Genomic DNA, 26,058 nt, shown 5'->3' with positions numbered 1-26,058 from the left:
GCGCAAAGCAGAATAATAACTGCTAAATAACTACAGATACAATTTACGAAATGCCTGCAGATACAACGCTTTGCAGGCATTTCTTTATGCGAGACACAGAATACAACGTGCCAAACGCAACAACGCAATCGCATGGCGAAGTGCGTGATAGCGCCATTTTCACAGCGGTTTCAGAGCTTTTGGCTGCCTCAATCAAAATGTCGTCTTGCGCCTGAGCGTGTATTACAGACGCAAGTTCGCCAGAAGTTAATGCGCGAGGATTATCGGGCGTATACGTCGTGAAAGAAGAAGCTAGCGGCACTAATGCAGCAATCATATGCTCGTAATCTTTATCGGCAAGAACTCCAGCAATAAAATTTACCTTGCAATTTTTCATATCGGCAGCCGCCAGCAATTCCCGCAACGACTCAGCCAAAGCATATGCTCCTTGCGGGTTGTGAGCACCGTCTACAATGCAGAGCGGCTCTTTGCTAATAATTTCAAACCGCCCGGTCCATCTGGTCTTTTCAAGCCCAACATAAATAGCATTATCGGAAATGTTCCACCCAAGTGCACGCAGCGCCCACGCTGCCTCTATAGCAACGCTAGCATTAAACGGCTGGCAGCTTCCCAATAAACGTATTTGATAACTTTTGCCTTTGTATTCAAAACTGTATAAACCAGAAGAAAAATTGAGCGCACACACCTTCAAATTGTTAAAGTCGGGCATTATAAGCTGGCAGCCCCTATTTTTGCATGCAGCTTCTATAGGGATTAGCGCTTCTGCGTCTTGTTGCCAACTAACAACACTGCAGCCACTCTTAATAATGCCTGCTTTCTCGGAGGCTATCTCGCCTAGCGTTTCCCCTAGCAAATCTGTATGGTCAAGCCCTATGCGCGTTATAACACTAATGTCGGGAGTAATTATATTTGTGGCATCAAGCCTGCCACCTAGCCCCGTTTCCATAACGCATATATCGCAGCCTACAGCTTCAAAATGAACTAGCGCAACAGCACACATCAGCTCAAACTCAGTAGGATGTTCTCCTAGTTCGGCTTCAACAGCACACGCCGCATCTCGCACGCGCAATGTGGCAGCTGTTAAGTCAGGGATGTTTATGTCTTTGCCGTCAACACGTATGCGCTCTTCAAAGCGCTCTATATACGGGCTTGTGAACAGGCCTACTTTTAGCCCAGATTCCTGCAGAATAGACGACAAGTATGCGCATACACTTCCCTTGCCATTCGTGCCAGCAACATGCACAAAACGTAGCCTATCTTGAGGTTGCCCAAGCTTTTCAGTCAGCGCCTCTATTCGGCGAAGACCGGGTTTCGACGTAAGCCAGCGTGGTGTATTGATATATTCAACAGGGTCAAAATTCGCACTGTTGCACACGTCTTTTTCCGCGCAAGATGCTTTAATTCCCATTGATTGTTTCGCTTTTCAACAGCTGCCCTAAAGTGACGAAGTCGTTCTCAAGCGCCTCTCGCTTCTTGCTATCGTAGAGCGCAGCTGCGGGGTGAAATACAGGAAACACCTTAAAACGCCCAGCCATATGAAGCTGTCCGTGCAGCCCCGTTATTCCGCGATCGGTCTTCAGGATAAATCTCGTTGAAAAATTTCCTAGAGTAACTATGTACTCGGGATTTATGGTGCGCGTCTGTTCGCGTAAAAATGGCGCGCATGCTTCTATTTCCTCTGGTCTAGGATCGCGGTTTCCGGGAGGCCGACATTTAAGCACGTTGGCTATGAAAACCTCTTCACGCCTAAGACCAGCTACACCTAAAAGTTCATCTAAGTATTTTCCAGCAGCACCGACAAACGGGCGCCCCTGCAAGTCTTCGTTTTTACCCGGCGCTTCTCCCACTATAAGGACACGAGCATTCGGGCTACCTTCGCCAAATACTACGTTTGTGCGCCCATCAACAAGGGGGCAACTACGGCATTGCGATACACTTTGTCTAATTTCATCTAACGGAATAGGAATTTTACTCATACATACACCCGAGGCAGCCTGCCATTACCAAAACCAATACAAATTTCGTAGCTCATCGAGCCTAATATATCTGCCATTTCATCTATTGTCGCGAAAGCGTCGCCTTTAGCGCCAACTATTAGCACTTCATCGCCAATTTGCGGTTCAATATACGCAGAAGTGCCCCTAGATCGCTGAGACACCTCGAACATGCATTGATCCATGCAGATGTTACCCACCTGCGGAACTTGTTTGCCATTTAGTACAAAATTTATGCTGTTCGATAAGTTAAATCGCAGCCCATCTGCATAACCAATAGGAACCGTGCATATCTTTGCATAGCCGCCGCTTCTGTACGTAAGGAAATAACTTACACCCTCGCCCAAAGGAACGTTCTTTACGTCGGTAATGCGCGCGTGCACGCTCATCGCGGGAATTAAATCTATCATGCCAAACATTTCTGGCGTGGAATAGTAGCCATACAGCGAAAGACCTACACGAACCATATCGTATTGCAGTTGCGGGAATCGCGTGGTTGTTGCGGAATTGGCTGCATGTATTATTCCGGGATCGACTCCTAAAGCCTCCATTGCATCTAAAGCCATAAGGAAACGATTGTTGGCTCGCTCTATTTCCATAGTGTCAGATTCATCTGCCGTAGCAAAATGCGTAAACGTGCCAACCAGTTCAAGCGCCCGATGAAAAGACGTTTGCCGCAAAAATTCAGCAACTTCAGAATAATGAACACCTATCCTGTTCATTCCCGTATTAATCTTCAAATGATACGGAGCCTTCGTATCTATGCTGTCGGCTGCTTCAGCATAGCGTATAGCAAATTCTACATTGAATACGCTTGGCATTAATTTGTGCGCCAAAAGAAGCGGCACAGCTGAAATAGGCGGTTCAGACAGTATCAAAATAGGAGCCTGAATGCCCTCTTCGCGAAGCTGAATGCCCTCTTCCACCGTAGCAACAGCTAGCTGTTCGGCACCGGAATTCAACATAGTTTGCGCACAGCGTAGTGCACCGTGCCCATATCCATCTGCCTTAACTACTGCCATTAGACGAACGCCGGGCTGAAGTGAATTTTTCACAGCCATTGTATTGTGGCGAATAGCAGATAAATCTATCTGCACCCACGACCAACGCTTTTCGTATTCAGGAATTTCTGCAAGCGCCTCTGTGTTATACACTGGCGGCATTTCGCCATTTAAAACATCGGGAACGCGCAGGTAATATTTCATATCTGCAGGGTCGGTATACGACCTTGTATTTAGCTTCTTATTATCGATAGCAAGGCTTTCGCGCGGAACCTGCCAGCCATATTGAGCCGCCTTACGCCCACTTTCCTTGTAGCGTACATCTTCGCGACCCATCTCGGCAGCTCGGCGCGATTTGCGCATAGCATCGCCAGCCGACGTAAAGCCGGGACTGCGCTTTCTAAAGCCCGTGAAACCGTTAGGGAGTTCTTCCATAGCTATATTGTACGCTAGTTGTGACCTTTGCCGTCCATCATCTTTACGGCATGCGGCAAAGCGTCTACTATTCCTTCCCAATTCTCTGTTGCAGCTTTTGTTGAACCCGGCAAATTGATAACCAACGACCGACCACGTTGCATGCACAGCGCCCGCGACAGCATAGCGTATGGGGTAATTTGCAAGCTGTGCACGCGCATTGCTTCAGCTATTCCGGGAACATTTCTATCGCATACGTCCATCGTGGCTTCCGGCGTAACATCGCGAAGCGACAAGCCGCTGCCCCCACATGTAAGCACTACGTCGCATTTCAGTTCATCTGTTGCGCGCACAATTGCTGCAGATATGGCGCTGCGATCATCGGTAACTATAACGCGGTCGCGCAATTCCCAACCCGATTGCGCTATTAGCTGCTCTAGGGCATCGCCTGCCTGATCTTCTTTCATGCTGCGCGTATCTGAGCATGTAATTATCGCAAACGATACAGACTCACTCATAACGCTACCTCCTCTGGGATATCTAACAGTATGCACTCTAAAATATCGCCAGCTTTTTTCGACTCTAATCCGGCAGGCATTACGCTTAGACAGTTGGTTTTCTGGATAACACCAAAAGACCCCGAACTTTGATTCGTAGCTGGAGTTACTTTATAGGTGCCATCATCTGTAACTGTTAGCACAGAGCGCAGTAAAATCATGCGCGGATCTTTCTTTTTTACATCTTTTGTTAGGCTAGCGCGAACACGCGGATGATCGAAATGGCAATAGCCCTGCATCTTGCGCAGCGCTGGGCGAATTATCATCTCGAAACCACAATACGCTGCAGCCGGATTTCCCGGCAACCCAAATACGGGCGTGCCGTTCACAAGACCAAATGTCTGAGCCTTTCCGGGACGCATATTCACAAGCGTCATTAGCAGCTCGCCGGTATCTTCCACAACTTGTTTTATGAAGTCGTAATCGCCATTTGCAGCGCCGCCTGTTGTTATAACGAAATCGAATTGCGTGCTTGCCTGAACTACAGCGTTGCGTAAGCCCTCGTATGTGTCGGCAACAATAGGCAAAATTGTTGGAATTGCACCTGCGGCTTTCGCGCATGCAGCCAAAGCAAAAGAGTTAGATTCGCGAATGTGACCAGCACCGGGAACCGTATCCGGCGGCACCAGTTCGCTACCCGTAGCCATAATTCCCACAGTTGGACGCTTGCGTACAGGCACTTTTAGCACGCCGCAGCTAGCCAAAAAACCTGCGCCAGCGGTACCTAGAACTTCTCCTGCTTGCACCACTACCTGCCCTGCACGAGCCTCTTCACCAGCCTGTCGCACATTACTTCCAGCTGCAGTAGGCTGGGTAAACGACACGATAGATCCTCGTTTGCCGTCGCCTTCAACTACATCCACTATCTCGTATTTCACAACAGCATCGACATCTGAGGGCAATTCAGCGCCCGTCATTATGCGAATGCACTCCCCAAAACCAATAGCATCTTGGAATACATCGCCTGCACCTATATCGCCAATTACTTTTAGCTGAACCGGCGCATCCGCGCTAGCGTCAGTCAAGTCGGATGCATGCACGGCAAAACCATCCATCGCGGAATGCGCAAAAGGCGACACGTCTATATCGCTTCGCAAATCCTCTGTTGCAACGCGCCCAACGGCGTCAAGCAACCCCACAGTCTCAACCGGCATGTCGCCAATGCGGCTTAACACAAGTTCTCTAGCTTCGCTAAGAGATATCATTTCGTCTTTTGACATAACACTCCTCAAACGTGGATATATAAGTGCATAGAATGGGCGCCTCGAAAGACGCCCATTGTTTCGCCGCTATCGTTCTATGTTGTAGAAGGCTTTAATGCCTGCGTACTGCGACTGGTCTTCCAACTGTTCTTCTATGCGCAACAACTGGTTGTACTTCGCCACACGATCGCTGCGTGCTGGAGCACCTGTCTTTATTTGCCCACAGTTGGTAGCAACAGCCAAATCGGCAATTGTAGTGTCTTCAGTTTCGCCAGAGCGATGACTCATAACGCATGCATAACCATGTGTTTTCGCCAGCTCTATCGCATCTAGCGTTTCTGTCAAGCTGCCTATCTGGTTTACCTTGATAAGTATTGCATTAGCGCAGCCCATTTCGATACCTTGGCGCAAGCGCTCGGTATTAGTAACAAACAGATCGTCGCCCACAAGTTGAACTTTATCGCCTATGCGCTCGGTCAGTTTGCGCCAGCCTTCCCAGTCTTCTTCAGCCATGCCATCTTCAATAGAAATAATGGGGTACTTTTCAACCAAGTTAGCCCAGTAATCCACCATTTCATCGCTTGTTAGTTCGCGACCCTCTCCTGACAGAATGTATTTCTTTGATTTGACATCAAAGAATTCTGTTGAAGCCGGATCCATGGCAAACATAATGTCGCTACCGGGGGTGTAGCCAGCTTTTTCGCAAGCTTCACTAATGTACTTTAGGGGCTCTTCATTTGTTTTCAAGTTTGGAGCGAAGCCGCCTTCATCTCCGACGCCACCACCCAAACCTGCATCATGCAAAACAGCTTTAAGGGTGTGATATATCTCGGCACACCAGCGAAGCGCTTCAGCAAACGTGCTAGCGCCCACAGGCATAATCATATATTCCTGAAAATCAACATTGTTGTCGGCATGCACGCCGCCGTTCAAAATGTTCATCATAGGCGTGGGCAAAGTGTGCGCATTAGCACCACCAACATACTTATACAGTGGCAATTCAGCAGATTCAGCCGCCGCTTTAGCCACAGCAAGCGAAGCGCCAAGAATTGCATTAGCGCCTAATTTCCCCTTATTCGGAGTGCCGTCAACATCTAGCATTTCCATATCGACGCTACGCTGATCCTCGGCGGATAGCCCAAGCAATGTATCAGCAATTTCTACATTGACATGCTGCACAGCGTTAAGAACGCCCTTGCCCATATAGCGCGACTTTTCGCCATCTCGCAATTCGACAGCTTCAAAAGCACCGGTAGACGCACCGGAAGGAACTGCCGCACGGCCGAATGAACCATCATCCAGCACGACCTCCACCTCGACAGTAGGATTCCCGCGAGAATCGAGAACCTCACGTCCGAACACGTCGACGATAACCGCCATAGCTGCCTCCCTTTCGTGGTTTTACAAACAATAACGATAATATCAAAGAAAACGTCATAGTACAGATTGTTAATACTGCGCGGAAAGATCGGCGTGTGCATAGGCATCGGCATCAAGCGCAAAGAACTTCCCGGCTTTGAACCGATCTAGCGCCACCAAAGCTATCATGGCTGCATTGTCACCACACGCAGAGAGCGGAGGCATTATAAGCTGCACACCAATTTCTCCACACATTTGCTCGTATGCCTGACGCAGATAAGGATTTGCAGCCACACCACCGCCCAAGCAAAACTTTTTCGCCCCAGTTTGTTTAAGTGCAGTTTTAGCTTTAGCTACTTGAACATCTACAACAGCGGCTTGAAAACTGGCGCATATGTCTGGCATATTTAGTTCCACACCAGCAGCGCGCTGTTCGTTTATATAAGTGGTAACAGCCGTTTTAAGCCCCGATAAGCTGAAGCGCAAATCTTTTGAATGAATCATTGCGCGCGGAAACGCTATAGCATCTGGGTTTCCTGTTGCCGCAAGACGCGATATATGCGGTCCGCCCGGATAAGGCAACCCTAGCGCCTTAGCAACTTTGTCAAATGCTTCTCCCACCGCATCATCTATGGTGGCGCCCAATATTTCGTAGTTGCCCCAGTCGCGCATATACACAAGCATAGTGTTGCCACCAGAAACAAGCGATACAACAGCTGGCGGGGAAAACGGAATGTCAGCGTCCGATTCAGTAGCTAGCTTATTTGCGTACAGGTGCCCCTCTAAATGGTTTACCCCGATAAACGGCACGTCGGCTGCCCATGCTGCGCCCTTGGCAAACGCAACACCCACAACAAGCGCGCCCACAAGCCCGGGCGCATAGGTTACAGCCACGCCATCAAGGTTTTTGTATCGAATTTGACCCGCATTTTCTAGCGCAACGTCGCAAACTCCACATATAGCCTCTATATGTTTGCGGCTTGCAATTTCTGGAACAACACCGCCGAATCTAGCATGAAAATCTATCTGGCTTGCCACAACGTCTGAGAGAATGCGCCCATCGCCATCTATTACGGAAGCAGCAGTTTCGTCACACGAACTTTCTATTGCCAAAATTAGCGGATTTGCAGCATGCACCCGATCGGGCATTTCTATATCGCACTTTGCGGAAAACCCCTGCGAGGTTTCAAGAAGCTCGTCCACGGCGGCACCCATAATAACGGCATCTTCACCATCTGAATAGTATCGCGGACGCACGCCTAAACGTTTGAAACCCATGTGCTCGTAAAATGCAATCGCCGACAAATTAGACGCACGCACTTCTAAGGAAGCCGATGTAGCGCCTAAGTTTCGCGCGTCTTCCAAAATGCGCAGAAGCAATTGCCTAGCCAAACCACAACGTTGATATTGCGGCTCTACGGCAATTTTTAGTATCTGAACCTCGCCGCAGGCGATAAGCCCTCCGGCATAGCCAACCGTGCAACCAAAAGAATTGCTAGCGCGCCACCATGTACGATCGGCGCGAGGCAGCTCATCAGCAATTAGTGCCTTATTCCATGCGTCTGTTCCCATTAATTTGGATTCTATATCGGCTACATCGGCAATATATTTGGAGGCAAGCGGTGTATACACAATTCCCTGAGCATTTGCGAATTCCCCCACACGAGATGAGGCATGCATAGTAACCCGGCAGTCTTGCACGCCGGTGTGCAGATTTTTAGGCTCTTTGCTTGCAAGTTTTTTTCGCTCGTTTTCCTCAGCATCGGAAAGGCGTGTATATACTGGCAACAACTTTCCGGGGTTATGCCGCGAAACATCAAGCGGGTCGGAATTTTCCATCCGCCAAGCATGTTGCAGCGCTAAAAGTAAGCCTTTACCGGAAGGAGTCCAAATATCTTCAGGCAGAAATTCGCCAACGCCAACAAACAGCTCTGCATATTTCTGCAACCCATCTCCCCCAACAAAGATATTTGCAGATTCTGCTTTGGGAGAGGTGTTCACAAAGCGAGTTCCGCACGAGCCGGAAGCGCCAGTGGCGCTTCCGTGCGAGTCAGGACTGTATGAGCGACTGGACACTTCTCCCAAAGCAGAATCGGACATACCCGTTGTATCGACAGGTTCCGATGTCAACGGTGTTTTCATAAAGCTATACGTCTCAGCAACATTAAAAGTAGATTCTGATTTGGGAGAGGTGTTCACAAAGCGAGTTCCGCACGAGCCGGAAGCGCCAGTGGCGCTTCCGTGCGAGTCAGGACTGTATGAGCGACTGGACACTTCTCCCAAAGCAGAATCGGACATGTCCGTTGACATCGGAACCGGACAGGTCGCATCAAATTCCTGCGCTTTCACAACACTATCGGCGGTAAGCCTGCAAACACCTTCGTTGGCTACCTCAAACCAAGCGGGATAAACCTCTTTGCGCATCGCATCCCCAAGCAAAAGCAGCTTTCCGCGCACACCACTATCCCACGCCCTCCAAGCTATAGAATCAAGCGTAGACACTCCAATAAGCGCAACTTCTAAAGCACTAGCAATTCCTTTTGCTGTAGCCATAGCTATGCGAACACCCGTGAAAGACCCCGGGCCACGCCCAACACACACGCAAGCTATATCTTCGCGATTAATACCTTCACGCTTTAGAAGCTGATCGATCCGAGGAAGAAGCTGTGTATTCGACGCGCGCTTTGCCGCCGCCTCTGTACCTGCTATAAATTCAATAGAACTATCAGTGGGGTGCAGCTTCCCAAGCCCTATGGCTATAACCTCATTCGCGGTATCGAATGCGAGGACATACATATTGCGCCCGCTGCGCCCGCGCGTTATTTCTTCTTGAAATATTGACATAACCCGATTTTACTCGCGAGACGCAATTTCACCTAATCATTCATCCAATCGGCGAGCAATTGTGCTGAACGTTCGCCGCTAGCCCACGCATTCATATTGCGACTGTCTCCCTCAACATTGATTTGTATATGCAGGGCATCATCGGGCATTTCGTCTGCAAATTTATCAGACCATTCTATAAAAGTAACGCCCGGCGTGCAGGAATCCGTCGCATAGTAAAAATCAATATCTTCAAGTTGCGAGGCATCATCTAACCTATATAAATCGAAATGAATAATCTTTAAGCCTTGCGCATCGTATTCCTGCATTATATTGAAAGTGGGGCTGGTGACAGCATCGGCGCATCCTAGTTCTGCGGCAACAGCCTGTACAAAATACGTCTTGCCAGCGCCCAAATCGCCATTTAGCAATACAACATCACCATCGCGTAAATGCGAAGCTAGCTGTGCTGCTTTTATAGCTAAAGCCATGTTAGTCCCTATCGCATTTCTGCCTAGTACCATGCGCAGCATACATTACAAGCCCCACCAAAACACCACCGATTATGTTGCCTAAAGTTACCGGTATTAGATTCGCAGTAATAAATGTACCGAAATTCAACACAGCAGTATTTATGCCCGCGTCAGCAATAGCGCTAGCATATGCACCCATATTGGCAAAGATGCCCACAGGAATATAGTACATATTAGCCACACAGTGCTCAAATCCCGCCAACACGAATCCAAATATTGGGAAAAACACCCCCAGCACCTTTCCCGCAGTATCGTGCGCGGTATTGCCTAAATAAATTGCTACACAAACTAACAAATTGCAGAATATTCCCAGAACAAAGGCATTCATCCAAGGAAGTGCGCATTTCGATGCCGCAATTTTCGCCGAGTAAACAGCAAGCGTGCCTCCGCCAATATCAAGCTGACCAAAAAACGCCATTAAAGCCGCAAGACCCACAGCTCCTATGAAATTCCCCACATAGACTACTGCCCAATTTCGCAAGAGACTAGCCCATGTAATTTCGCCCGATATGGCTGCAGTAACCATCAAAGCGTTGCCGGTAAACAATTCCGCCCCTAGCAGCACTATCATAATAAGCCCGATGGGAAACGCGGCAGCCGTTACCAAACGAACCATACCAGTATCTGGTATGTTTTGCGCCGCCGTAGAGGAAGCAACAGCTCCTAGCCCTACTAAAACGCCGGCGAATATTGCCAACACAAGCAAACGCCACACAGGCGATGTTGCCTTAACCGGGCATGCTTTTACATAATTGTCCGTTATTTCTTTTGGTGTGTATATTGGCATCTACGCTCTTCCTTCCGAAGACATAACTACATGTTTCAGCAACACCGCAGTAGTAACAGACCCTATTCCGCCGGGTACTGGTGTTATAGCAGACACTATAGGCTCTACCGCTGCAAAATCTACATCGCCGCAAAGCATTCCATCGGAGTCGGTGTTGGTTCCAACATCTAATACTATATGCCCTGCTCTGAAATATTCTTCCCCATATGCACGCGCCCTGCCAGTAGCGCATATAACTATGTCAGCTGCACGTGTAATTTCTGACAAATTTGCAGTTCCGGAATGACAAAGCGTAACAGTAGCGTTGCGTGAAAGCATAAGCATAGCTGCCGGTTTACCCACAACAAGACTGCGCCCTAAAACAGCCACACTCCTGCCAGCAATATCTATTCCATAGTAATCTAGCATCTCCACACAAGCTTGCGCAGTACACGGCGAGAAACTTTCTCGAACGTCGGCAAAAATACCTGCAAGCGATGCGGCGCACACTCCATCTATATCTTTTTCCGGTGCAATTTTGTTGCAGAGATGCAATTCGTCTAAAGTATTTGGAAGCGGACGAAATATCATGCACCCATGCACAGATTTGTCTGCATTGATGCTTTCCAAGACCGCCTCTACATCAAACTGAGATACACCTGATTCAAATTCATGCACATTAACTTTAATGCCAATGCTTTCAGCCTTTGAAATTATGCTGCGCTGATATGCTGCATCCGAACTACTATTACCCACACGAACAAGCGCCAAACAAGGCTGCATTCCGCGCTTACCCTGTGCTTGTACGCAATTCTTCAAACTGGAATATATGGCATCTGCAACTGGCTTTCCCTTTAGCAATTGCGCCATTATTCGCCTCCGCCTACGCGCTCTAACACGTGTGCATATATCTCGTCTGCCAAACTGTCGTTTTCAGACATTATTCTATGAACCTTATTCATATACTGCTTAGCTAAAGATTCTTCAGTCATCCATTCCGTATTTATACATACGTTCAGCGCGGCACCTTTTATCGCAGCTTTGGCGAACACAGCCGCCACGCCAGCATCCGATACGACCATCCTGCTTCCGTCGCGCACCAACATCTTGCATTCATCCAGCACATCTGCACATTCTTGCATTATGTCTAGCGGAATATCACATGCCTGAATAAGTGCCGAATTTAGCGCTAGTTCTTTGCTGGCTATCTGCTCAGATGTGTCAGCCGGCATTTTGAATGCAGCAGACATAGACGCGAACGCTTCCGCATCTAAGTCGATTAAGCGCAAAAGATTCTTGCGAGTGCTCTTTAGGCGATTGACAGATGCCCTCATTTGTTCGTGCGTATTTGCGTATTTTTGATTGCTTACAGTTATGTTGCCTACCATACTTGCAAGCGCAGCAGATAAAGCACCCACACAAGCGCAAGCGCCGCCACCACCGGGAGTAGGTGCCGAACTTGCAAGATCTTCAATAAACTCTTCGGTCAACACAGCGTCTACCTCTGCCCTTTTTGAACTGCGATGCTTCCTGTTTGCGCAAACACACCTTTAACATTCATGCACTTCCGAATCTCCGCAAATAAAATGCGCATGCATGTCTACAAGATAAAGCTCTGAATCGTCATGCACGCGTATGTTCGGATTCTCTCTAAGAAGATCGATGCGCGCCACCTTGCAATGATGCAGTTTGCATGTCTGCGATCTTACTTGCCAAACCATACACGACCCATCCTCTGCCTGCAAGCAACACCGCGTAGTGCCGCGATCTATAGGATGCACATCGTTTTCCAAGATATAGTTATGTATACGCAAAACTTCTTCGCGCGTCATAGCTATAACGTTCAGACCACAGCATTGCCCGCATTGTTTGCATTCAGGAAAGCTGTTGTCTCCATCAAAATGAATGATGGAGACATTTTGCGCTTTGCGGTTGCGTATAAACGCAGCACGAGCATCGCTAGCCTTTTCTAAAAGAGATGCTGTATCTCTAAATGATGCCATACTTTAGAATAGCCCCGAGATAACGCCATTTTCATCAACATCTATATTGAAGGCAGCAGGTGTCTTTCCAAGACCGGGCATAGTCATTATGCTGCCAGTTAGCGCCACCACAAACCCAGCGCCAGCACTAACTTTTACCTGACGCACTGTTACGGTGAAATCTTGCGGAGCACCTAATTTAGCGGCATCATCGCTAAACGAGTATTGCGTCTTCGCCATGCAGACGGGCATATTGCCAAAGCCGAGCGCTTCAAGTTGCGCTATCTCTTTTACGGCAGCAGGTTCGAAAGCTACATCTTTGCCGTGATATACCCGACGCACTATCGCTTCTATCTTTTCGGAAATTGACAGGTCATCGTCATAGGCGAACTCAAATGTTTCGCGGCTGCGACCTTCCGCATCTCCGTCTTGTGCTAGGCGTACAACTTCATCCGCCAGCGCTAAGCCGCCTTCGCCACCTTTTGCCCAAACTTCCGATAGCGCCACGTTCACTCCAAGTTCGCGACATTTTTCCTCTACAAGAGCCAATTCCGCAGGAGTGTCGGTCGGGAAAGCATTTATTGCCACTACGCATGGAAGATTGTATACCTTAGTTATGTTTTCTACATGCTGTAGCAAATTTGGAAGACCGGCTGTAAGGGCATCCAGATTTTCGGTATTCAGCTGATCTTTTGGTACCCCACCATGATTCTTAAGCGCACGCACCGTGGCAACAACAACCACAGCATCGGGCTTCAGACCAGCCAAGCGACACTTTATGTCTAAGAATTTTTCGGCACCCAAATCGGCTCCAAAACCAGCCTCGGTTACGCAGTAATCGCCCAACGCCAACGCCATACGTGTCGCCATAATTGAATTGCAGCCATGTGCAATATTTGCAAAAGGACCCCCGTGTACAAAAGCAGGCGTGCCTTCAAGTGTTTGCACCAAATTCGGCTTTAACGCGTCTTTCAGAAGCGCGGTCATAGCACCTTCGGCGTGCAAATCGTGCGCAGTAACCGGCTTGTCATCGTATGTATAACCCACCACAATGCGCCCTAAACGCTCTTTTAAGTCGGTGATACTTGTTGCTAAACAGAAAATTGCCATTACTTCGCTTGCCACGGTTATATCAAATCCATCTTCGCGAGGAACGCCATGGGGCTTACCACCCAAGCCATCTACAATATGACGTAACTGGCGATCGTTCATATCCACAACGCGCTTCCATGTTATTTTGCGAACGTCTATGTTAAGTTCGTTGCCATTCTGTATATGTGCATCCAGCAAAGCAGCTAACAGATTGTTCGCGGCACCTATCGCATGAAAATCGCCCGTAAAATGCAAATTGATATCTTCCATTGGAACCACTTGAGCATATCCGCCACCAGCCGCACCACCTTTAATTCCAAATACGGGACCTAAAGAAGGTTCACGCAAAGCAACTACGACATTCTTTCCGCGCTGCGACAATGCATCTGCAAGTCCTACTGTAGTAGTAGTTTTGCCTTCGCCCGCAGGCGTTGGATTAATAGCTGTAACCAATATTAGTTTGCCCGGCTTGTGCTCTTCTTCTCTAAGTAAGTTATAGTCAACCTTGGCTTTGTAATTTCCATATAGCTCTAAATACTTGTCATCTATGCCACACGCTTGGGCAATTTCTTCGATGTGCTTGGTCTTTGCTGCTTGGGCGATCTCGATGTCTGTCAGCATGCGTGCCTCCTAGCCGCGATATGTTGGTGGATGCAACGATTCTAACTCGCAAAAGATGCGCTCAATGCGCCAATGTCGCAGGCGCTGCTTATTTCGCACGCAACGGCAAAAGACAAATTCAGCCCGGATTAGTCATTTTTTATTGCAAAAATGGTCAAAACTTTCGACTTTCCACGGTGCAAAGCGCCAAATTGCACCTATTGAAACGCTATGTTCTTCTGTTTGCCCAGTGTTCTCCATATTTCACGCAGATTATTCGAGACATTACCGTGGAAAGTCGGAAGTTTTGACCACTTTCTGCTGAAAAATATCCTATCAACGATGCGCGCACTAAGAATTTGCATTGCAATCAGATATAAGCCGCAGCCCTTCTAGCGTAAGTTCTGGGTTAACGTGCGTTATTGTTTCGCAATGCTTAGCCACAAGCCCCGCCAAGCCACCGGTAGCCACAACAAAAGTTTCATAGCCTAGTTGTTTGAATACGCGCTTTATAAGCCCTTCTACCCGGTCAACTTCGCCAAGAACTATTCCAGATTGCATAGCTTCTACAGTGTTTGTACCTATTACGTAGCTGGGTGCCTCTAAAGCCACAGCGGGAAGCTGCGCACCGCGGGTAAAAAGCGTTTGCGCAGATGTCTGTAGACCCGGCGCTATAATGCCACCAACAAAGAAGCCTTCTGAATCTATAACTTCGATATTGGTAGCAGTCCCAAAATCTACAACTATCCCGGGGTAGCCATATATTGCCTTCATAGCTACAGCATCAGCAATGCGATCGGCGCCTATTTCTGAAACGTTAGGATAATGCGCGCAGAACAGCTGACCTGCCGTTTGAGCGCTGCATATTAGCATGTCTACCCCGCAACATTCGCGCACCGCGCTACACCATGCCTGAGTCAGCTGCGGAACAACCGAAGATAAAGCCGCTCTATGCACACAAGATAGATCTAGCCCCGCCGATTGAAAAAGCGAGATTAGGCTGACACGCAGCTCATCCGCAGTGCAAACCCGATTTGTGGCAAGTCTCCACATATTTATCAGATCAGATTTGGAATACACCCCGACAACCGTTTGTGTGTTGCCAACATCTACCGCAAGAAGCATATTTCCCACTTCCCCATTCATCTTTAGATACCACAACGTCTAGATATCAGCTAATATATTACTCTGACATAAAGTATTTTGTTTATATCGTTGTAGTTAGAAAAAGAGGTCTGACATGAGTGACGCAACAAGCCGTATTCTTGTGGTAGATGACGAAGCTACAATCACTGATTTCGTAGGTTATGCATTAAAAACCGAAGGGTACACAGTAGATCTCGCAAAGAACGGCGAGGATGCATTGGTGCTGGCTAGCCAAAACAACTATGATCTTTATATCTTAGACATTATGCTGCCCGGCATTGACGGATACGAACTATGCCGCCGACTGCGCACAAGCACAGCAGCCCCTGTTTTGTTCCTCTCTGCACGCGACACTGAACTAGATAAAGTGGTCGGTCTTGAGATAGGCGGAGATGATTACCTATCAAAGCCTTTTGGTGTACGCGAATTAGTGGCTAGAGTACGTGCGCTTTTGCGCCGTGGATCCGGCGATTTGGGCATATCCGGTAACAAAATTGCCATCAGCGGAATAACTTTAGACGAAGATGCTCATACGGCAATAGGAAACATTGGCGAAATAGAGCTAACTCCTCGCGAATTCGAACTGCTAGCTTCGCTGATGAAAAATGCCGGCAAAGTTGTATCGCGCGAAGATTTGCTACGCGATGCATGGGGCTGGGAGTATCTAACCGAGACAAAAACGGTTGATACCCACATCAAGCGGCTGCGCGACAAGATTTCCAATGCGGGATACGATTCTGGCTTGGTTGAAACCGTGCGCGGCTATGGCTATCGTTTTAAAGTGGTGAATAACTAAGAAACAGCTAAGCATCTCTTAGCTGTTTCAGCTTTTCTAATACATCGGGGCTAATGCGATTAGCTATTGTGCTTTTGCGGGCAATTGCAGGCTTTTCTTCTAAGCGCATACTGTCGTAATAAGATTCCATTTCGTGGCAGAAGCCCTCGGCGCTCATTCTGTCAACGCCATCGCCAAATACCGTATCTTGTATAGTAGAGTCGCTTGTCACCACTATGGTTTCCACGTTGCGCTCGCGTGCATCGTGCGCCAATTTTTCTATTACACGATCGGCTATCTGACCTGCAGGAGAAAATATAATCCTAACCCCGCCAACACTTTCAGCTTCCCCACGTGAATACTGGTTATCTTTGCCATCGAATACAATTATGGCTTGCATATCGCGACCCGAATAATTTATTACATCATTTAGCAGGCGTTCACGAGCCACATTAAATGTATCGTCTGTATAGTCAGGCAGCATAATGCGTTTATAACGACTGCCCGAGCGCAATACGTTATAGCCATCTACTATAAGTAGTTTCTTACGCGTTTTGGACATTTTGGCGGAGCCATTCATACATAAATACAGTAGATGCCTGCGCTACATTTAGAGAAGCAACGCAGCCCTCTTGTGGCAGAGCCGCCGCAATGTCGCACGTTTCGAGAACTAGCCTAGACACCCCATCGTGTTCGCTGCCCATAACTAAAACAATGCGCCCCTTTAAATCGGCATCCCATAAAATGCAGTCCGCGTGCTCTGTTGCTGCTATCGCCCAAAAACCATCTTCTTTCGCGCGTTCAATAAAATTTGAAATATTTGCAACCTGAGCTATTGGAATATGCGAGACAGCACCAGCCGAACTTTTATATGTAGCAGCGCTAACATGTGCCGATCTTTTATTTGGAATAACAAGCCCGCTAGCTCCTACCGACTCTGCGGAGCGCGCTATGGCACCTAAATTGCCCGCATCGGTTATGTGGTCGCAAACAACTATGAGCGCATTACCAACTTCTTCGGCATGCGTTGAAGCTGCTGCTAATATTTCGCCACCGCTAACATATGAATAGGGCTTCGCTTCTGCCATAACTCCCTGATGGCTTCCGCGTTCACTAATTGAATCCATTCGCTTTCGGGAAATTTCGCGCACTGATATGTCGCGCTGCTTTGCCTTTCGCAGAATGTCTTTAATAAGACCATCGTGTTGCACGTTGTCAGACAAAAGAACGTTGCGCAGAGGAACCCCGCTGCGCAACGCCTCTATTACAGCACGCTTTCCTTCGATATATTCAGCCATGTGTTATATGCCAACCATATTGTTTCCAATATTACTTATTCGAAGAAGGTGGCGAAAATGTTAGTGCCACCCCGCGTCATAGTCTTCATTTTGCCATTGACAAAAACCATAGCCTCTCTCAGGTAATCCAGCGTTACATCTTTGCGCTCTCCTGTGCGACGGCGTTTCAGCTCTACCTTACCTTCCGCCAAGCCGCGCTTTCCTACAATTACCTGCAAAGGCCATCCGATTAAGTCGGCATCAGCAAATTTTACGCCAGCCCGCTCGTCACGATCATCAATAGCTATCTCAAATCCCATCTGCGCCAAATCGTGCGCAATAGTATTTGCAACGTTCATTACTTCATCATCGGAAGATAGCGGCAAAATGCACAGATGCGCAGGAGCTATAGATGGCGGCCAGATTATGCCATCATCGTCGTTATGTTGCTCTACAACAGCAGCCAACGTTCTGGTGACACCCACGCCGTAGCAACCCATAATGAAAAACTGCTCTTTGCCATCGCGGTCAAGATAGGTGGCGTTCATGGTGCGAGAATACTTATCGCCTAGCTGGAACACTTGGCTAACCTCTATGCCACGCGCACCCTGTAGTGCACATCCGCACTCGGGGCAGGAGTCGCCAGGAACGGTCGTGCAAAGATCAGCCCATTCATCCACCTGAAAATCGATTCCCAGTTGTGCGCCAACATAATGATATCCATCCTCGTTAGCACCAACAGCCCACATAGAAATATTGCGCAAGTTGCGGTCGGCTACTATTCGCGCTTCGTCCGGCAGCCCCACCGGACCCATCGAACCCTTGTGCAAACCGCAAGCTATCATTTCCTCGTCGGTCAGAAACTCAAATCCGGCAACAGCGCGATCAGCCTTGATATCGTTTAATTCATGATCGCCCGGAATAAAGAAAACCACCAATTCACCATCGGCGCTCTTGCCCGAAAGTGCCTTCACGGTGGAACTTGCTGGAATATTCAAGAATTCCGCTAGCTCATCGATAGTATGAACATTAGGAGTTGAGATTTTCTGCATCGTGTCGGTCTTATGCATGGTCGGATGGCAAATGCACTCAGCAGCCTCGGCATCGGCAGCATATCCACATGCACAGTGTACAAGTTCAGCCTCGCCCGATTCGGCAAGTGCCATAAATTCAGTAGTTACGCTACCACCAATCTGACCAGAGTCGGCATCTACCGCACGCCAAGAAAGCGCACATCTATCGCAAATGCGTCCATACGCACCACTCATATCGTCATATGTCTGCTGCAGAGATTCTTGGGTTTCATGGAATGAATACGCATCCTTCATTATGAATTCACGACTTCTAAGCAAACCAAAGCGCGGTCGTATTTCGTCGCGGAATTTCACCTGTATTTGGTACAGCGATACGGGAAGTTGCTTGTAGGAGCGCAATTCATCGCGTACTAGCGATGTGATAAGTTCCTCATGTGTGGGACCTAAGCAAAAACCATGATCGTGCCTATCGTGCAAACGCATCAACTCTGGACCATAATCATCCCAGCGACCGCTTTCATGCCATAAGTCGGATGGTTGCAAAGCAGGCATCATTATCTCTTGCGCACCGATTGCATCCATTTCTTCACGCACGATATTCTCAACTTTTCGCAGCACTCGAAGACCAAGCGGCAAAAATGTATAGACTCCGCTTGCGGTTTTGCGAATCATTCCAGCGCGGAGTAACAGTTTGTGACTAGCTATTTCTGCATCTGCCGGATCCTCTTTTAGGGTAGGCATATAAAACCTACTGAGGTGGATTATCTCAGTCATCGACTCTCCTTCAGTCGGCCGAGATTCGCCACTTTAGAGTTTCTCGACCTCTTCCATCAGCGCATCAACTATATGCGCTTCATCAACTTTTCGCACAATTCTACCATGACAGAAGATGGCTCCCTGACCTTCTCCGCAAGCAACCCCCACATCTGCATCGGCGGCTTCACCCGGACCATTCACAACACAGCCCATGACAGCCACTTTGCATGGACGATTTAGACGCGATATCGCCTCTTCAACCGCCTTGGCAATAGGAATCATATCTACCTTGCAACGCCCACATGTAGGGCAACTTATAATCTCGGGAGTTCTGCACCGCATATCAAGAGCCGCAAGCAACTGCCACGCAGCGCGCACTTCAAGAACTGGATCGTCGGTTAGCGAAATGCGCATTGTATCGCCTATTCCCTGCTCTAAAAGAACGCCCAAGCCAGCAGCAGATTTTATTGTGCCCTGAAAAACAGTACCGGCTTCAGTAATTCCTATATGTAGCGGAATATGGGGTATACGCTGGCTTAACAGGCGATAAGTTTGTATCGTTGTTTTCACATCGTGCGCTTTAGCTGACACTACAATATCGTGAAAATCGCGTTCTTGTTCAAAATAGCGCACGTATTCCGCGGCAGATTCAGCCAGCTTTTCGGGCAGCGTAAGGTCTTTGCGTGCTGCCAAAGCAGAATCGAGCGACCCGGCGTTTACCCCGATACGTATAGGAATTCCCGCGCCGCGCGCCGCATCTATGACCATGTTTGTGTTTTCTAAACCCCCAATATTGCCGGGATTTATCCTAAGTTTTGCCGCACCGCTCCACGCAGCACGCATTGCTATTCGTGCATCGAAATGGACATCGGCAACTACCGGCAGCGGCGATTTTTCGCAAACTTGTTGAAAAGCGGGAAGAGCATCATGATTCGGAATAGCCATTCGCACTATTTCGCATCCCGCTTCTGCCAAGCGCTCTATCTGATTTAGATTTGCTGAAACATCAGTTGCAGGACAGCTAAGCATCGATTGTACAGAAACAGGAGCCCCACCACCTATGGCAACTCCACCCGCGCTTCGTCTGCCAACCATAACTTGATGAGTATTGTCGCGCACCGAAGACATGTTTTCCACAGAAATATCCGTATCCGAAATAACGTTTTCCACCTAAAAAACCATCCTTAAAGCCGCTATCTTCACCTAAGGATTATCCATCACCAATTACCGAAGATAAAGCGTTGTACATCTTGATTTAGCATAATAACGAACAAGCCAATAAAAAGCGTCATTCCAACTAATGAGAGGTATCCCATCACGCGGGTGGAAACTTGACGACGGCTGATTTTCTGAAAGACCTCTACAACAAAGCGCCCGCCATCTAGCGGCGGAATAGGAAGCAGATTCATCAATCCCAACGAAACAGAAATTATCGCCATAAAGAACAGCGCTTCAGCTACGCCCGCAGCGAAATAGTCAGCCGACATAACGGCAATGCCAACTATGCTAGTGGAATTCGATACAGTCTGCGCCGCTGTAGCCGGATTGAATAGACCAAGAATAGCTTGAATTGTCATTCCAATATATGTGAACCCAGCCGTTATAGCTTTATCTGGGCTAACTATTACATGCACGATTTCGCCTGTGTCGGGATGCGAAACATCAAAGCCTATAACCGAGTAAATTAAAATAAACGCCACAATTGCAAAAATAAGATTCGCAGCAATTCCTGCAAGCAAAATTACCGAGCGCTTCCAAAACGGTAAATTCCTATATTGTTGTGATAATTCCCGCTTGAAAAGCGCTTCTGCGCTGTCAACTATACGCGGCGCGCCCATCGGCTGTACTGCAGGTGCCAAAGCGCATAGACGAGCAGCTTGACGGCGCTGTTTTCTAGTGGGCTGTACGGCTGGCGTGCGATACACTTCTTGCGTATCCTTGCGGGTAGGCGCAATAACACTTCCCCACTCCACCAGCTGGTCTAGCGCATTTTGTGCATCTTCTTGGTCGATGTTGCAGCGCTGCGCAACCTCGTCAAGAGTAATAGAGCCACTACGATACACGCAATTGAGAACAGGTTGAATGTTTTCGTCTATCGGATCGCATTCCATTCCACAAACTTTGGCATACCCACCTAAAGGAACCGCAGTTACGCCAAATCGCGTTCCCGCCTTTGTAAAACCAATGCTTGGTCCGGGCAGCCCTAACATAAATTCCGTAACGCGAACCCCGAACGCCCGCGCAGCCAAATAATGACCACCTTCGTGAATAAATACGAGAAAGCCAATAGTGAAAACCGCGGAAACGATCATAAACAATATGTCCATATAACGCCTTAACTAATCAAGCGAATCATGTTTTTACATATTGTGCGATACAAGAGGTAAATGCTGCAAGGTTTTTGCAAGATTCTTGTAAGTTTTACGCAAGGCGCACACGAGAATTACGCCTAAACCAATATTGCATATATGCGAAAAGAAGACGAAATTCAGTGTCATCAAATATTGCATTTTTGATACCTACACGTCAGATCTCATATCTAAAGTCATACAGACAAAACATATCCGCAATGCAGTGGTTAGGAGATAGACGTGGCACGAACTAAAGCAAAACGACCGAATATACGCGCTCGTCGCGCACTAGCAACTTTAATAGCGGTAGCTCTGATATTAGGACTGATACCGGGGGTTCCAATGGGAGCCGATATAGCGTATGCCGAAAACAACACAAACTTAGATATTGGTAGAGAAATATATTACTCAACCGCCCGCACGAATTATATGTACACCAACGGCAATATAGCCTATTGCGGTGTTCCATCTAAAAAAGCGCCGCCAAATGGCACATATGCAAAATCGCCAATTAGCATGACCACAACTAATGAAAACAACACCTATCAACTAAAGGACATAGCAGCGTGCCTTTGGTTTGGATATGGCGGTCCCGGCTTCGATGCCAGTATGTGGCCGGGCACTTGGTTTAACTCTGAAGCTATGGGCGAAGACGAGTATCTTATTTTGACACATATCGTCCTTAGCGATTTTTACAATTGCAGCAGCGAGGAAGCCTTAGATAACACTACAGATGAATTTAAGTCTTGGGCACTTAACAACGTTTTAATGAACAATAACGGCAACTTCAATGCCAACACACCCCAAGCGCGGATTTATGCAAGAACAGGCGATGTGCCTAGCGAATTTATAGCTAACTGCTTCCAACTAAACACCGGCAGCAATACACAAGTCATATTGGGGTACATGCCGGGCGGCTGGATAGACCTTTCAAAAGTATCAGCAAATGAAGAAACAACACAAGAAAACGGATGCTACTCTTTAGGAAATGCAAAGTACGGAATATTTCGCAACAATGAATGCAGCGATAAAGTTGCCGAATTAACAACAGATAATAGCGGATTTGCTAAATCAGACTATCTGCAAACAGGTACATATTTTATAAAAGAACTTGAAGCGCCCAAGGGCTACGCACTAGACAAAAGAACATATCGCACAGAGGTTCAAAAAGGAGCAACCACACGAATCAATACTAACAATGTATACGACACACCGCTATGCAACACAGCACAAATAATTGTAGCCAAGCTAGATCTTGAAACAAACACCGGACAAGCACAAGGCGGAGCTTCTCTTGCAGACGCACAATTTACCGTGCGCTATTACGATGGGTATTACTCAAATAAAGACGAAGCCGAACAAAGCGGCAATCCGAAGCGCACATGGGTAATTCGCACAAACGAAGACGGACATGCCCTGCTAGATGATTCGTGCCTAGTATCGGGGGACGCATTTTATCGATCATCTGAGGGAGCTGCAGCTATTCCGCTAGGAACGCTTTTAATACAAGAGACAAAGGCTCCAGAAGGCTATCATCTTAGCGACAGCAGCGTACAAGTACGTCAGATAACAGCTGCAGGCACAGATGAAACAAACACTGTATATAACGCGCCTTCCGTAGCAGATCAGGTATTCCGCGGCGATTTCAAATTCATAAAAGCCCGCGAATCAGACCAAAGACGTATGGCTAATATTCCTTTTCGCATAACAAACAACACTACGAAAGAAAGTCATATAGTAGTAACAGATGCCAATGGTCAAGCATCTACAAGCGCACAATGGGTCGCACATTCCAGCAACACAAACGCAAACGATTTAGCCGTAAACGAAAATGCGGTAGACGAATCGAAATTGAATTCGTCTGCAGGGGTTTGGTTTGGTACCAGCAATCCAGATAATGCTAAAGGTGCGCTTCCTTTTGGAACATACTCGATAGAAGAGTTGCGCGTGTCGGGTAACTCTGGGTTATCTCTTATAAGAATACCAAGTCTTACTATAGAAGAACGCGAAGGATACGTTGTAGACTTGGGAACATTCGACAATCAAGCACTTGCAGAATGCGCTATATCAACATATGCTCGCGAATTTGAGACTGGGTCAAAAGTTGCTAATGCAGACATAAAGACCCGGATTGTAGACCGGGTGCAATACTCAAATTTAGACATAGGCGAAGGCAAAGCCTATGAACTTCATGCCTCGCTTATAGATGCCGACACAAGAGAAGCTATAACCGATTCGCAAGGCAACCCTATAACAGGTTTCGCAAGATTTGTACCCACACAGCAAAATGGCTATGCGGAAGTTTCGCTTACATTCGATTCCAGAAACTATGCCGGATGCGATGTCGTTGTATACGAAGAGTTAATAAAAAGTGAAACTGGAGCCGTAATTGCCGAGCACAAAGATGTTAGCGACTATAACCAAACAATACACATAAAAGAGCAATTTCTAAAAACATATGCCTTCGACCCTAACGATGAAGACAAAACTGTTACAGCAGACCCAGAAGCACACATAACAGACACTGTTTTTTACAGGAATCTTTGCGTGGGTGAAGAATACGAACTTCACGGAACGCTTTGGCTAAAAAGCGATTCTTTGAACGCCGAGGAAACCGATTATGCAGCCAAGCCATTATTGGATGCACAAGATGAGCAATACAGCGCCTCAAAAACTTTTATTCCCGAATATACCGATGGAAGTATAAACCTTACATTCGAATGCGATACCAGCGCCTTAGCGGGACAAAATGTAGTGCTTTTTGAAACGCTATACAGAGATGGGGAAATAATAGCTAAACATGAAGATATTTCAGATACCGATCAAACAGTAAATATATGTGAACCAGCTATAGCAACCATAGTAGCCGATGTGCTAGATGGCGATAGTACCGTATCTGCCGATGGCGAAACATGTGTAGTGGACACCGTAAAATACGAAAACCTTATTCCGGGCAGGCAGTACACGCTAAACGGAGAGTTAATGCTAAAAACACGCACTGTAAGCGAAGATAATACAACTACAACATTTGTCGAAAACTTACTAGGCGAAAATGGTAATGCGGTAGTTTCAAAAACCACATTTACCCCAGAAAACAGCAACGGCACAACTCAAGTTACATTCAATTTTGATTCCAGAACAAGCGACGGAGATAACATCGTGGTATACGAAACGCTGCTTCGCGACGATGTTGTTGTAGCTCAAGATCGCGACCCCAATAACGAAAACCAAAGTTTCTCTATACATAACATTAGCGCATGGACCTATATGGAGGATGCGAGAACAAATACAAAACAAGTAACAGCCGATTCGGAGGCGGTATTAAAAGATGATGTCTCGTATGCAGATGCCGTAATTGGCGAAGAATATACAGCGTATGGAATATTAATAGACCCCGACACCGGGCTGCCCGTTTTGCAATATTCCGAATCTGATTTGACTAGCAACGCATCTACGCAAACCGAGAGCATGATGCGAGAGTTACTTGCTGCACTAGGTATTAGCAATAGCGAAAACACTCTTGCAGAATTGTTCGAGAAACAAACCGAATATCCACGCAAATTTGATAAAGATGCGCTGCGTGAAATACTGAAGAAATACGACGACATAGCTTCTAGACTTGTAATCGCATCTCACACTTTCAAGGCAGACAAATCGTCCGGAAACACAACTTTAGAATACGCTTTGGATGCACGCGATTTAGAAGGTACTCGGGCAACCTCGTGCATATTGCTAGTAAAACTTAGCTCTAGCGAAGCTGTATGCGCCGAAACGGACTTAAACAGCGAAGAGCAGAGTGTATTGTTCGTAACAGGAACCATAAAAACAATGGCTACCGATTCTACCGACGGAGATCATAATTTACTGAACAGTTCTGAAGCCAAAATACTAGATAAAATCAGCTACGAAGGCTTAACCCCGGGCAAAGAATACACGCTAGAAGGGGTGCTGTACGACAGAAATACCGGCAATCCACTTCTGATAGCCGACAAACAAATACAAGCCAGTAAATATTTCGTTCCAGCAGCTTCAAGCGGAACCGAAAGCGTTGAGTTCACCTTAGATGCAACCGGCATTGCTGATAAAGATATTGTGGTGTATGAATATCTTTATAGACGCATGGATACAGGAGATGACCACTCCGAAAAAGTATTAGTAGCCATGCATGCCGATATTGAATCTACAGATCAGACAGTACATATATCTGGGCAAAACATACCACCAGCAGGAACAGGATATGACAAAACCGGCGATACGACAGGTCCGATAATTGCCGGCATCGCAAGCATGTTAGCTATAGCTTTGCTAGGAACAATATACGGAATACGACAAGTTACAGCGCGCAACAGAAGAGCACAAGCAGCTGTAGAGAGAGCGCTACGCGGATTGCGCTAGC

At 47.4% G+C, this 26,058-nt stretch carries 21 protein-coding genes; 2 read left to right on the top strand and 19 right to left on the bottom strand.

Annotation, left to right across the window (positions count from 1 at the left end; genetic code table 11):
* Nucleotides 1–43: 43 nt before the first annotated feature.
* The 14 genes from G7Y37_RS05385 to G7Y37_RS05320 form a co-directional block, all read right to left on the bottom strand.
* A complete protein-coding gene (locus tag G7Y37_RS05385; protein ID WP_165062445.1) occupies nucleotides 44–1,408 on the bottom strand; it encodes a folylpolyglutamate synthase/dihydrofolate synthase family protein in 1,365 nt (454 codons plus the stop codon).
* Nucleotides 1,398–1,976, bottom strand: a complete 579-nt coding sequence (locus tag G7Y37_RS05380) for a uracil-DNA glycosylase family protein (RefSeq protein ID WP_165062444.1) — start codon at nucleotides 1,974–1,976, stop codon at nucleotides 1,398–1,400. The genes G7Y37_RS05385 and G7Y37_RS05380 overlap by 11 nt, the downstream gene beginning before the upstream one ends.
* Nucleotides 1,973–3,430 (bottom strand): alanine racemase, encoded by a 1,458-nt coding sequence (gene alr / locus G7Y37_RS05375; protein WP_165062443.1) that lies wholly within the window; start codon nucleotides 3,428–3,430, stop codon nucleotides 1,973–1,975. Before alr ends, G7Y37_RS05380 begins: the two co-directional genes overlap by 4 nt.
* 14 nt (nucleotides 3,431–3,444) lie before the next feature.
* Complete coding sequence (locus G7Y37_RS05370; protein ID WP_165062442.1) at nucleotides 3,445–3,927, bottom strand: molybdenum cofactor biosynthesis protein B; 483 nt, start codon at nucleotides 3,925–3,927, stop codon at nucleotides 3,445–3,447.
* Nucleotides 3,924–5,186 carry a gephyrin-like molybdotransferase Glp gene (glp, locus tag G7Y37_RS05365; protein ID WP_165062441.1) on the bottom strand — a complete coding sequence of 421 codons (1,263 nt, stop codon included), beginning with the start codon at nucleotides 5,184–5,186 and terminating at the stop codon, nucleotides 3,924–3,926. The genes G7Y37_RS05370 and glp overlap by 4 nt, the downstream gene beginning before the upstream one ends.
* A 69-nt stretch (nucleotides 5,187–5,255) precedes the next feature.
* Nucleotides 5,256–6,548, bottom strand: coding sequence for a phosphopyruvate hydratase (gene eno / locus G7Y37_RS05360; RefSeq protein WP_165062440.1), 1,293 nt, complete (start codon nucleotides 6,546–6,548; stop codon nucleotides 5,256–5,258).
* Nucleotides 6,549–6,617: 69 nt separating this feature from the next.
* Nucleotides 6,618–9,371: a tRNA (adenosine(37)-N6)-threonylcarbamoyltransferase complex transferase subunit TsaD gene (gene tsaD, locus G7Y37_RS05355; RefSeq protein WP_241156025.1), complete on the bottom strand. Its 2,754-nt coding sequence runs from the start codon at nucleotides 9,369–9,371 to the stop codon at nucleotides 6,618–6,620.
* 32 nt (nucleotides 9,372–9,403) lie between these two features.
* Entirely contained in the window at nucleotides 9,404–9,841 is a 438-nt protein-coding gene (tsaE, locus tag G7Y37_RS05350) for a tRNA (adenosine(37)-N6)-threonylcarbamoyltransferase complex ATPase subunit type 1 TsaE (RefSeq protein ID WP_241156024.1), read from the bottom strand.
* A gap of 1 nt (nucleotide 9,842) precedes the next feature.
* Nucleotides 9,843–10,670 (bottom strand): formate/nitrite transporter family protein, encoded by an 828-nt coding sequence (locus G7Y37_RS05345; protein ID WP_165062439.1) that lies wholly within the window; start codon nucleotides 10,668–10,670, stop codon nucleotides 9,843–9,845.
* Nucleotides 10,671–11,519: a bifunctional 5,10-methylenetetrahydrofolate dehydrogenase/5,10-methenyltetrahydrofolate cyclohydrolase gene (locus tag G7Y37_RS05340; RefSeq protein WP_165062438.1), complete on the bottom strand. Its 849-nt coding sequence runs from the start codon at nucleotides 11,517–11,519 to the stop codon at nucleotides 10,671–10,673.
* Nucleotides 11,519–12,142 (bottom strand): cyclodeaminase/cyclohydrolase family protein, encoded by a 624-nt coding sequence (locus G7Y37_RS05335; RefSeq protein WP_165062437.1) that lies wholly within the window; start codon nucleotides 12,140–12,142, stop codon nucleotides 11,519–11,521. The genes G7Y37_RS05340 and G7Y37_RS05335 overlap by 1 nt, the downstream gene beginning before the upstream one ends.
* A gap of 57 nt (nucleotides 12,143–12,199) precedes the next feature.
* Entirely contained in the window at nucleotides 12,200–12,652 is a 453-nt protein-coding gene (locus G7Y37_RS05330) for a YkgJ family cysteine cluster protein (protein WP_165062436.1), read from the bottom strand.
* Between the two features lie 3 nt (nucleotides 12,653–12,655).
* Nucleotides 12,656–14,344, bottom strand: coding sequence for a formate--tetrahydrofolate ligase (locus G7Y37_RS05325; RefSeq protein ID WP_165062435.1), 1,689 nt, complete (start codon nucleotides 14,342–14,344; stop codon nucleotides 12,656–12,658).
* 330 nt (nucleotides 14,345–14,674) lie between these two features.
* A complete protein-coding gene (locus G7Y37_RS05320) occupies nucleotides 14,675–15,469 on the bottom strand; it encodes a type III pantothenate kinase (RefSeq protein ID WP_241156023.1) in 795 nt (264 codons plus the stop codon).
* A gap of 94 nt (nucleotides 15,470–15,563) precedes the next feature.
* Between G7Y37_RS05320 and G7Y37_RS05315 the strand changes: the two genes are divergently transcribed.
* Nucleotides 15,564–16,265 carry a response regulator transcription factor gene (locus tag G7Y37_RS05315; RefSeq protein WP_165062434.1) on the top strand — a complete coding sequence of 234 codons (702 nt, stop codon included), beginning with the start codon at nucleotides 15,564–15,566 and terminating at the stop codon, nucleotides 16,263–16,265.
* A gap of 7 nt (nucleotides 16,266–16,272) precedes the next feature.
* Here G7Y37_RS05315 and G7Y37_RS05310 read toward each other — a convergent pair whose 3' ends face one another.
* The 5 genes from G7Y37_RS05310 to G7Y37_RS05290 form a co-directional block, all read right to left on the bottom strand.
* Nucleotides 16,273–16,806 (bottom strand): NYN domain-containing protein, encoded by a 534-nt coding sequence (locus G7Y37_RS05310; protein ID WP_165062433.1) that lies wholly within the window; start codon nucleotides 16,804–16,806, stop codon nucleotides 16,273–16,275.
* Nucleotides 16,790–17,542, bottom strand: a complete 753-nt coding sequence (gene rlmB, locus G7Y37_RS05305) for a 23S rRNA (guanosine(2251)-2'-O)-methyltransferase RlmB (protein WP_165062432.1) — start codon at nucleotides 17,540–17,542, stop codon at nucleotides 16,790–16,792. Before rlmB ends, G7Y37_RS05310 begins: the two co-directional genes overlap by 17 nt.
* A gap of 35 nt (nucleotides 17,543–17,577) precedes the next feature.
* Nucleotides 17,578–19,329: a proline--tRNA ligase gene (locus G7Y37_RS05300; protein ID WP_165062431.1), complete on the bottom strand. Its 1,752-nt coding sequence runs from the start codon at nucleotides 19,327–19,329 to the stop codon at nucleotides 17,578–17,580.
* Nucleotides 19,330–19,362: 33 nt separating this feature from the next.
* Nucleotides 19,363–20,439 (bottom strand): flavodoxin-dependent (E)-4-hydroxy-3-methylbut-2-enyl-diphosphate synthase, encoded by a 1,077-nt coding sequence (gene ispG / locus G7Y37_RS05295; RefSeq protein WP_165062457.1) that lies wholly within the window; start codon nucleotides 20,437–20,439, stop codon nucleotides 19,363–19,365.
* Between the two features lie 89 nt (nucleotides 20,440–20,528).
* Nucleotides 20,529–21,638 carry a site-2 protease family protein gene (locus G7Y37_RS05290; protein WP_165062430.1) on the bottom strand — a complete coding sequence of 370 codons (1,110 nt, stop codon included), beginning with the start codon at nucleotides 21,636–21,638 and terminating at the stop codon, nucleotides 20,529–20,531.
* A 264-nt stretch (nucleotides 21,639–21,902) separates the two neighbouring features.
* On the opposite strand from G7Y37_RS05290, the gene G7Y37_RS05285 reads away from it, so the two are divergent.
* Nucleotides 21,903–26,057: a VaFE repeat-containing surface-anchored protein gene (locus G7Y37_RS05285; protein ID WP_165062429.1), complete on the top strand. Its 4,155-nt coding sequence runs from the start codon at nucleotides 21,903–21,905 to the stop codon at nucleotides 26,055–26,057.
* Nucleotide 26,058 lies beyond the last annotated feature (1 nt).

The sequence above is a fragment of the Adlercreutzia sp. ZJ154 genome (assembly GCF_011039055.1).
GTDB lineage: Bacteria > Actinomycetota > Coriobacteriia > Coriobacteriales > Eggerthellaceae > Adlercreutzia_A.
This window is presented reverse-complemented; position numbering and strand designations above follow the sequence as displayed.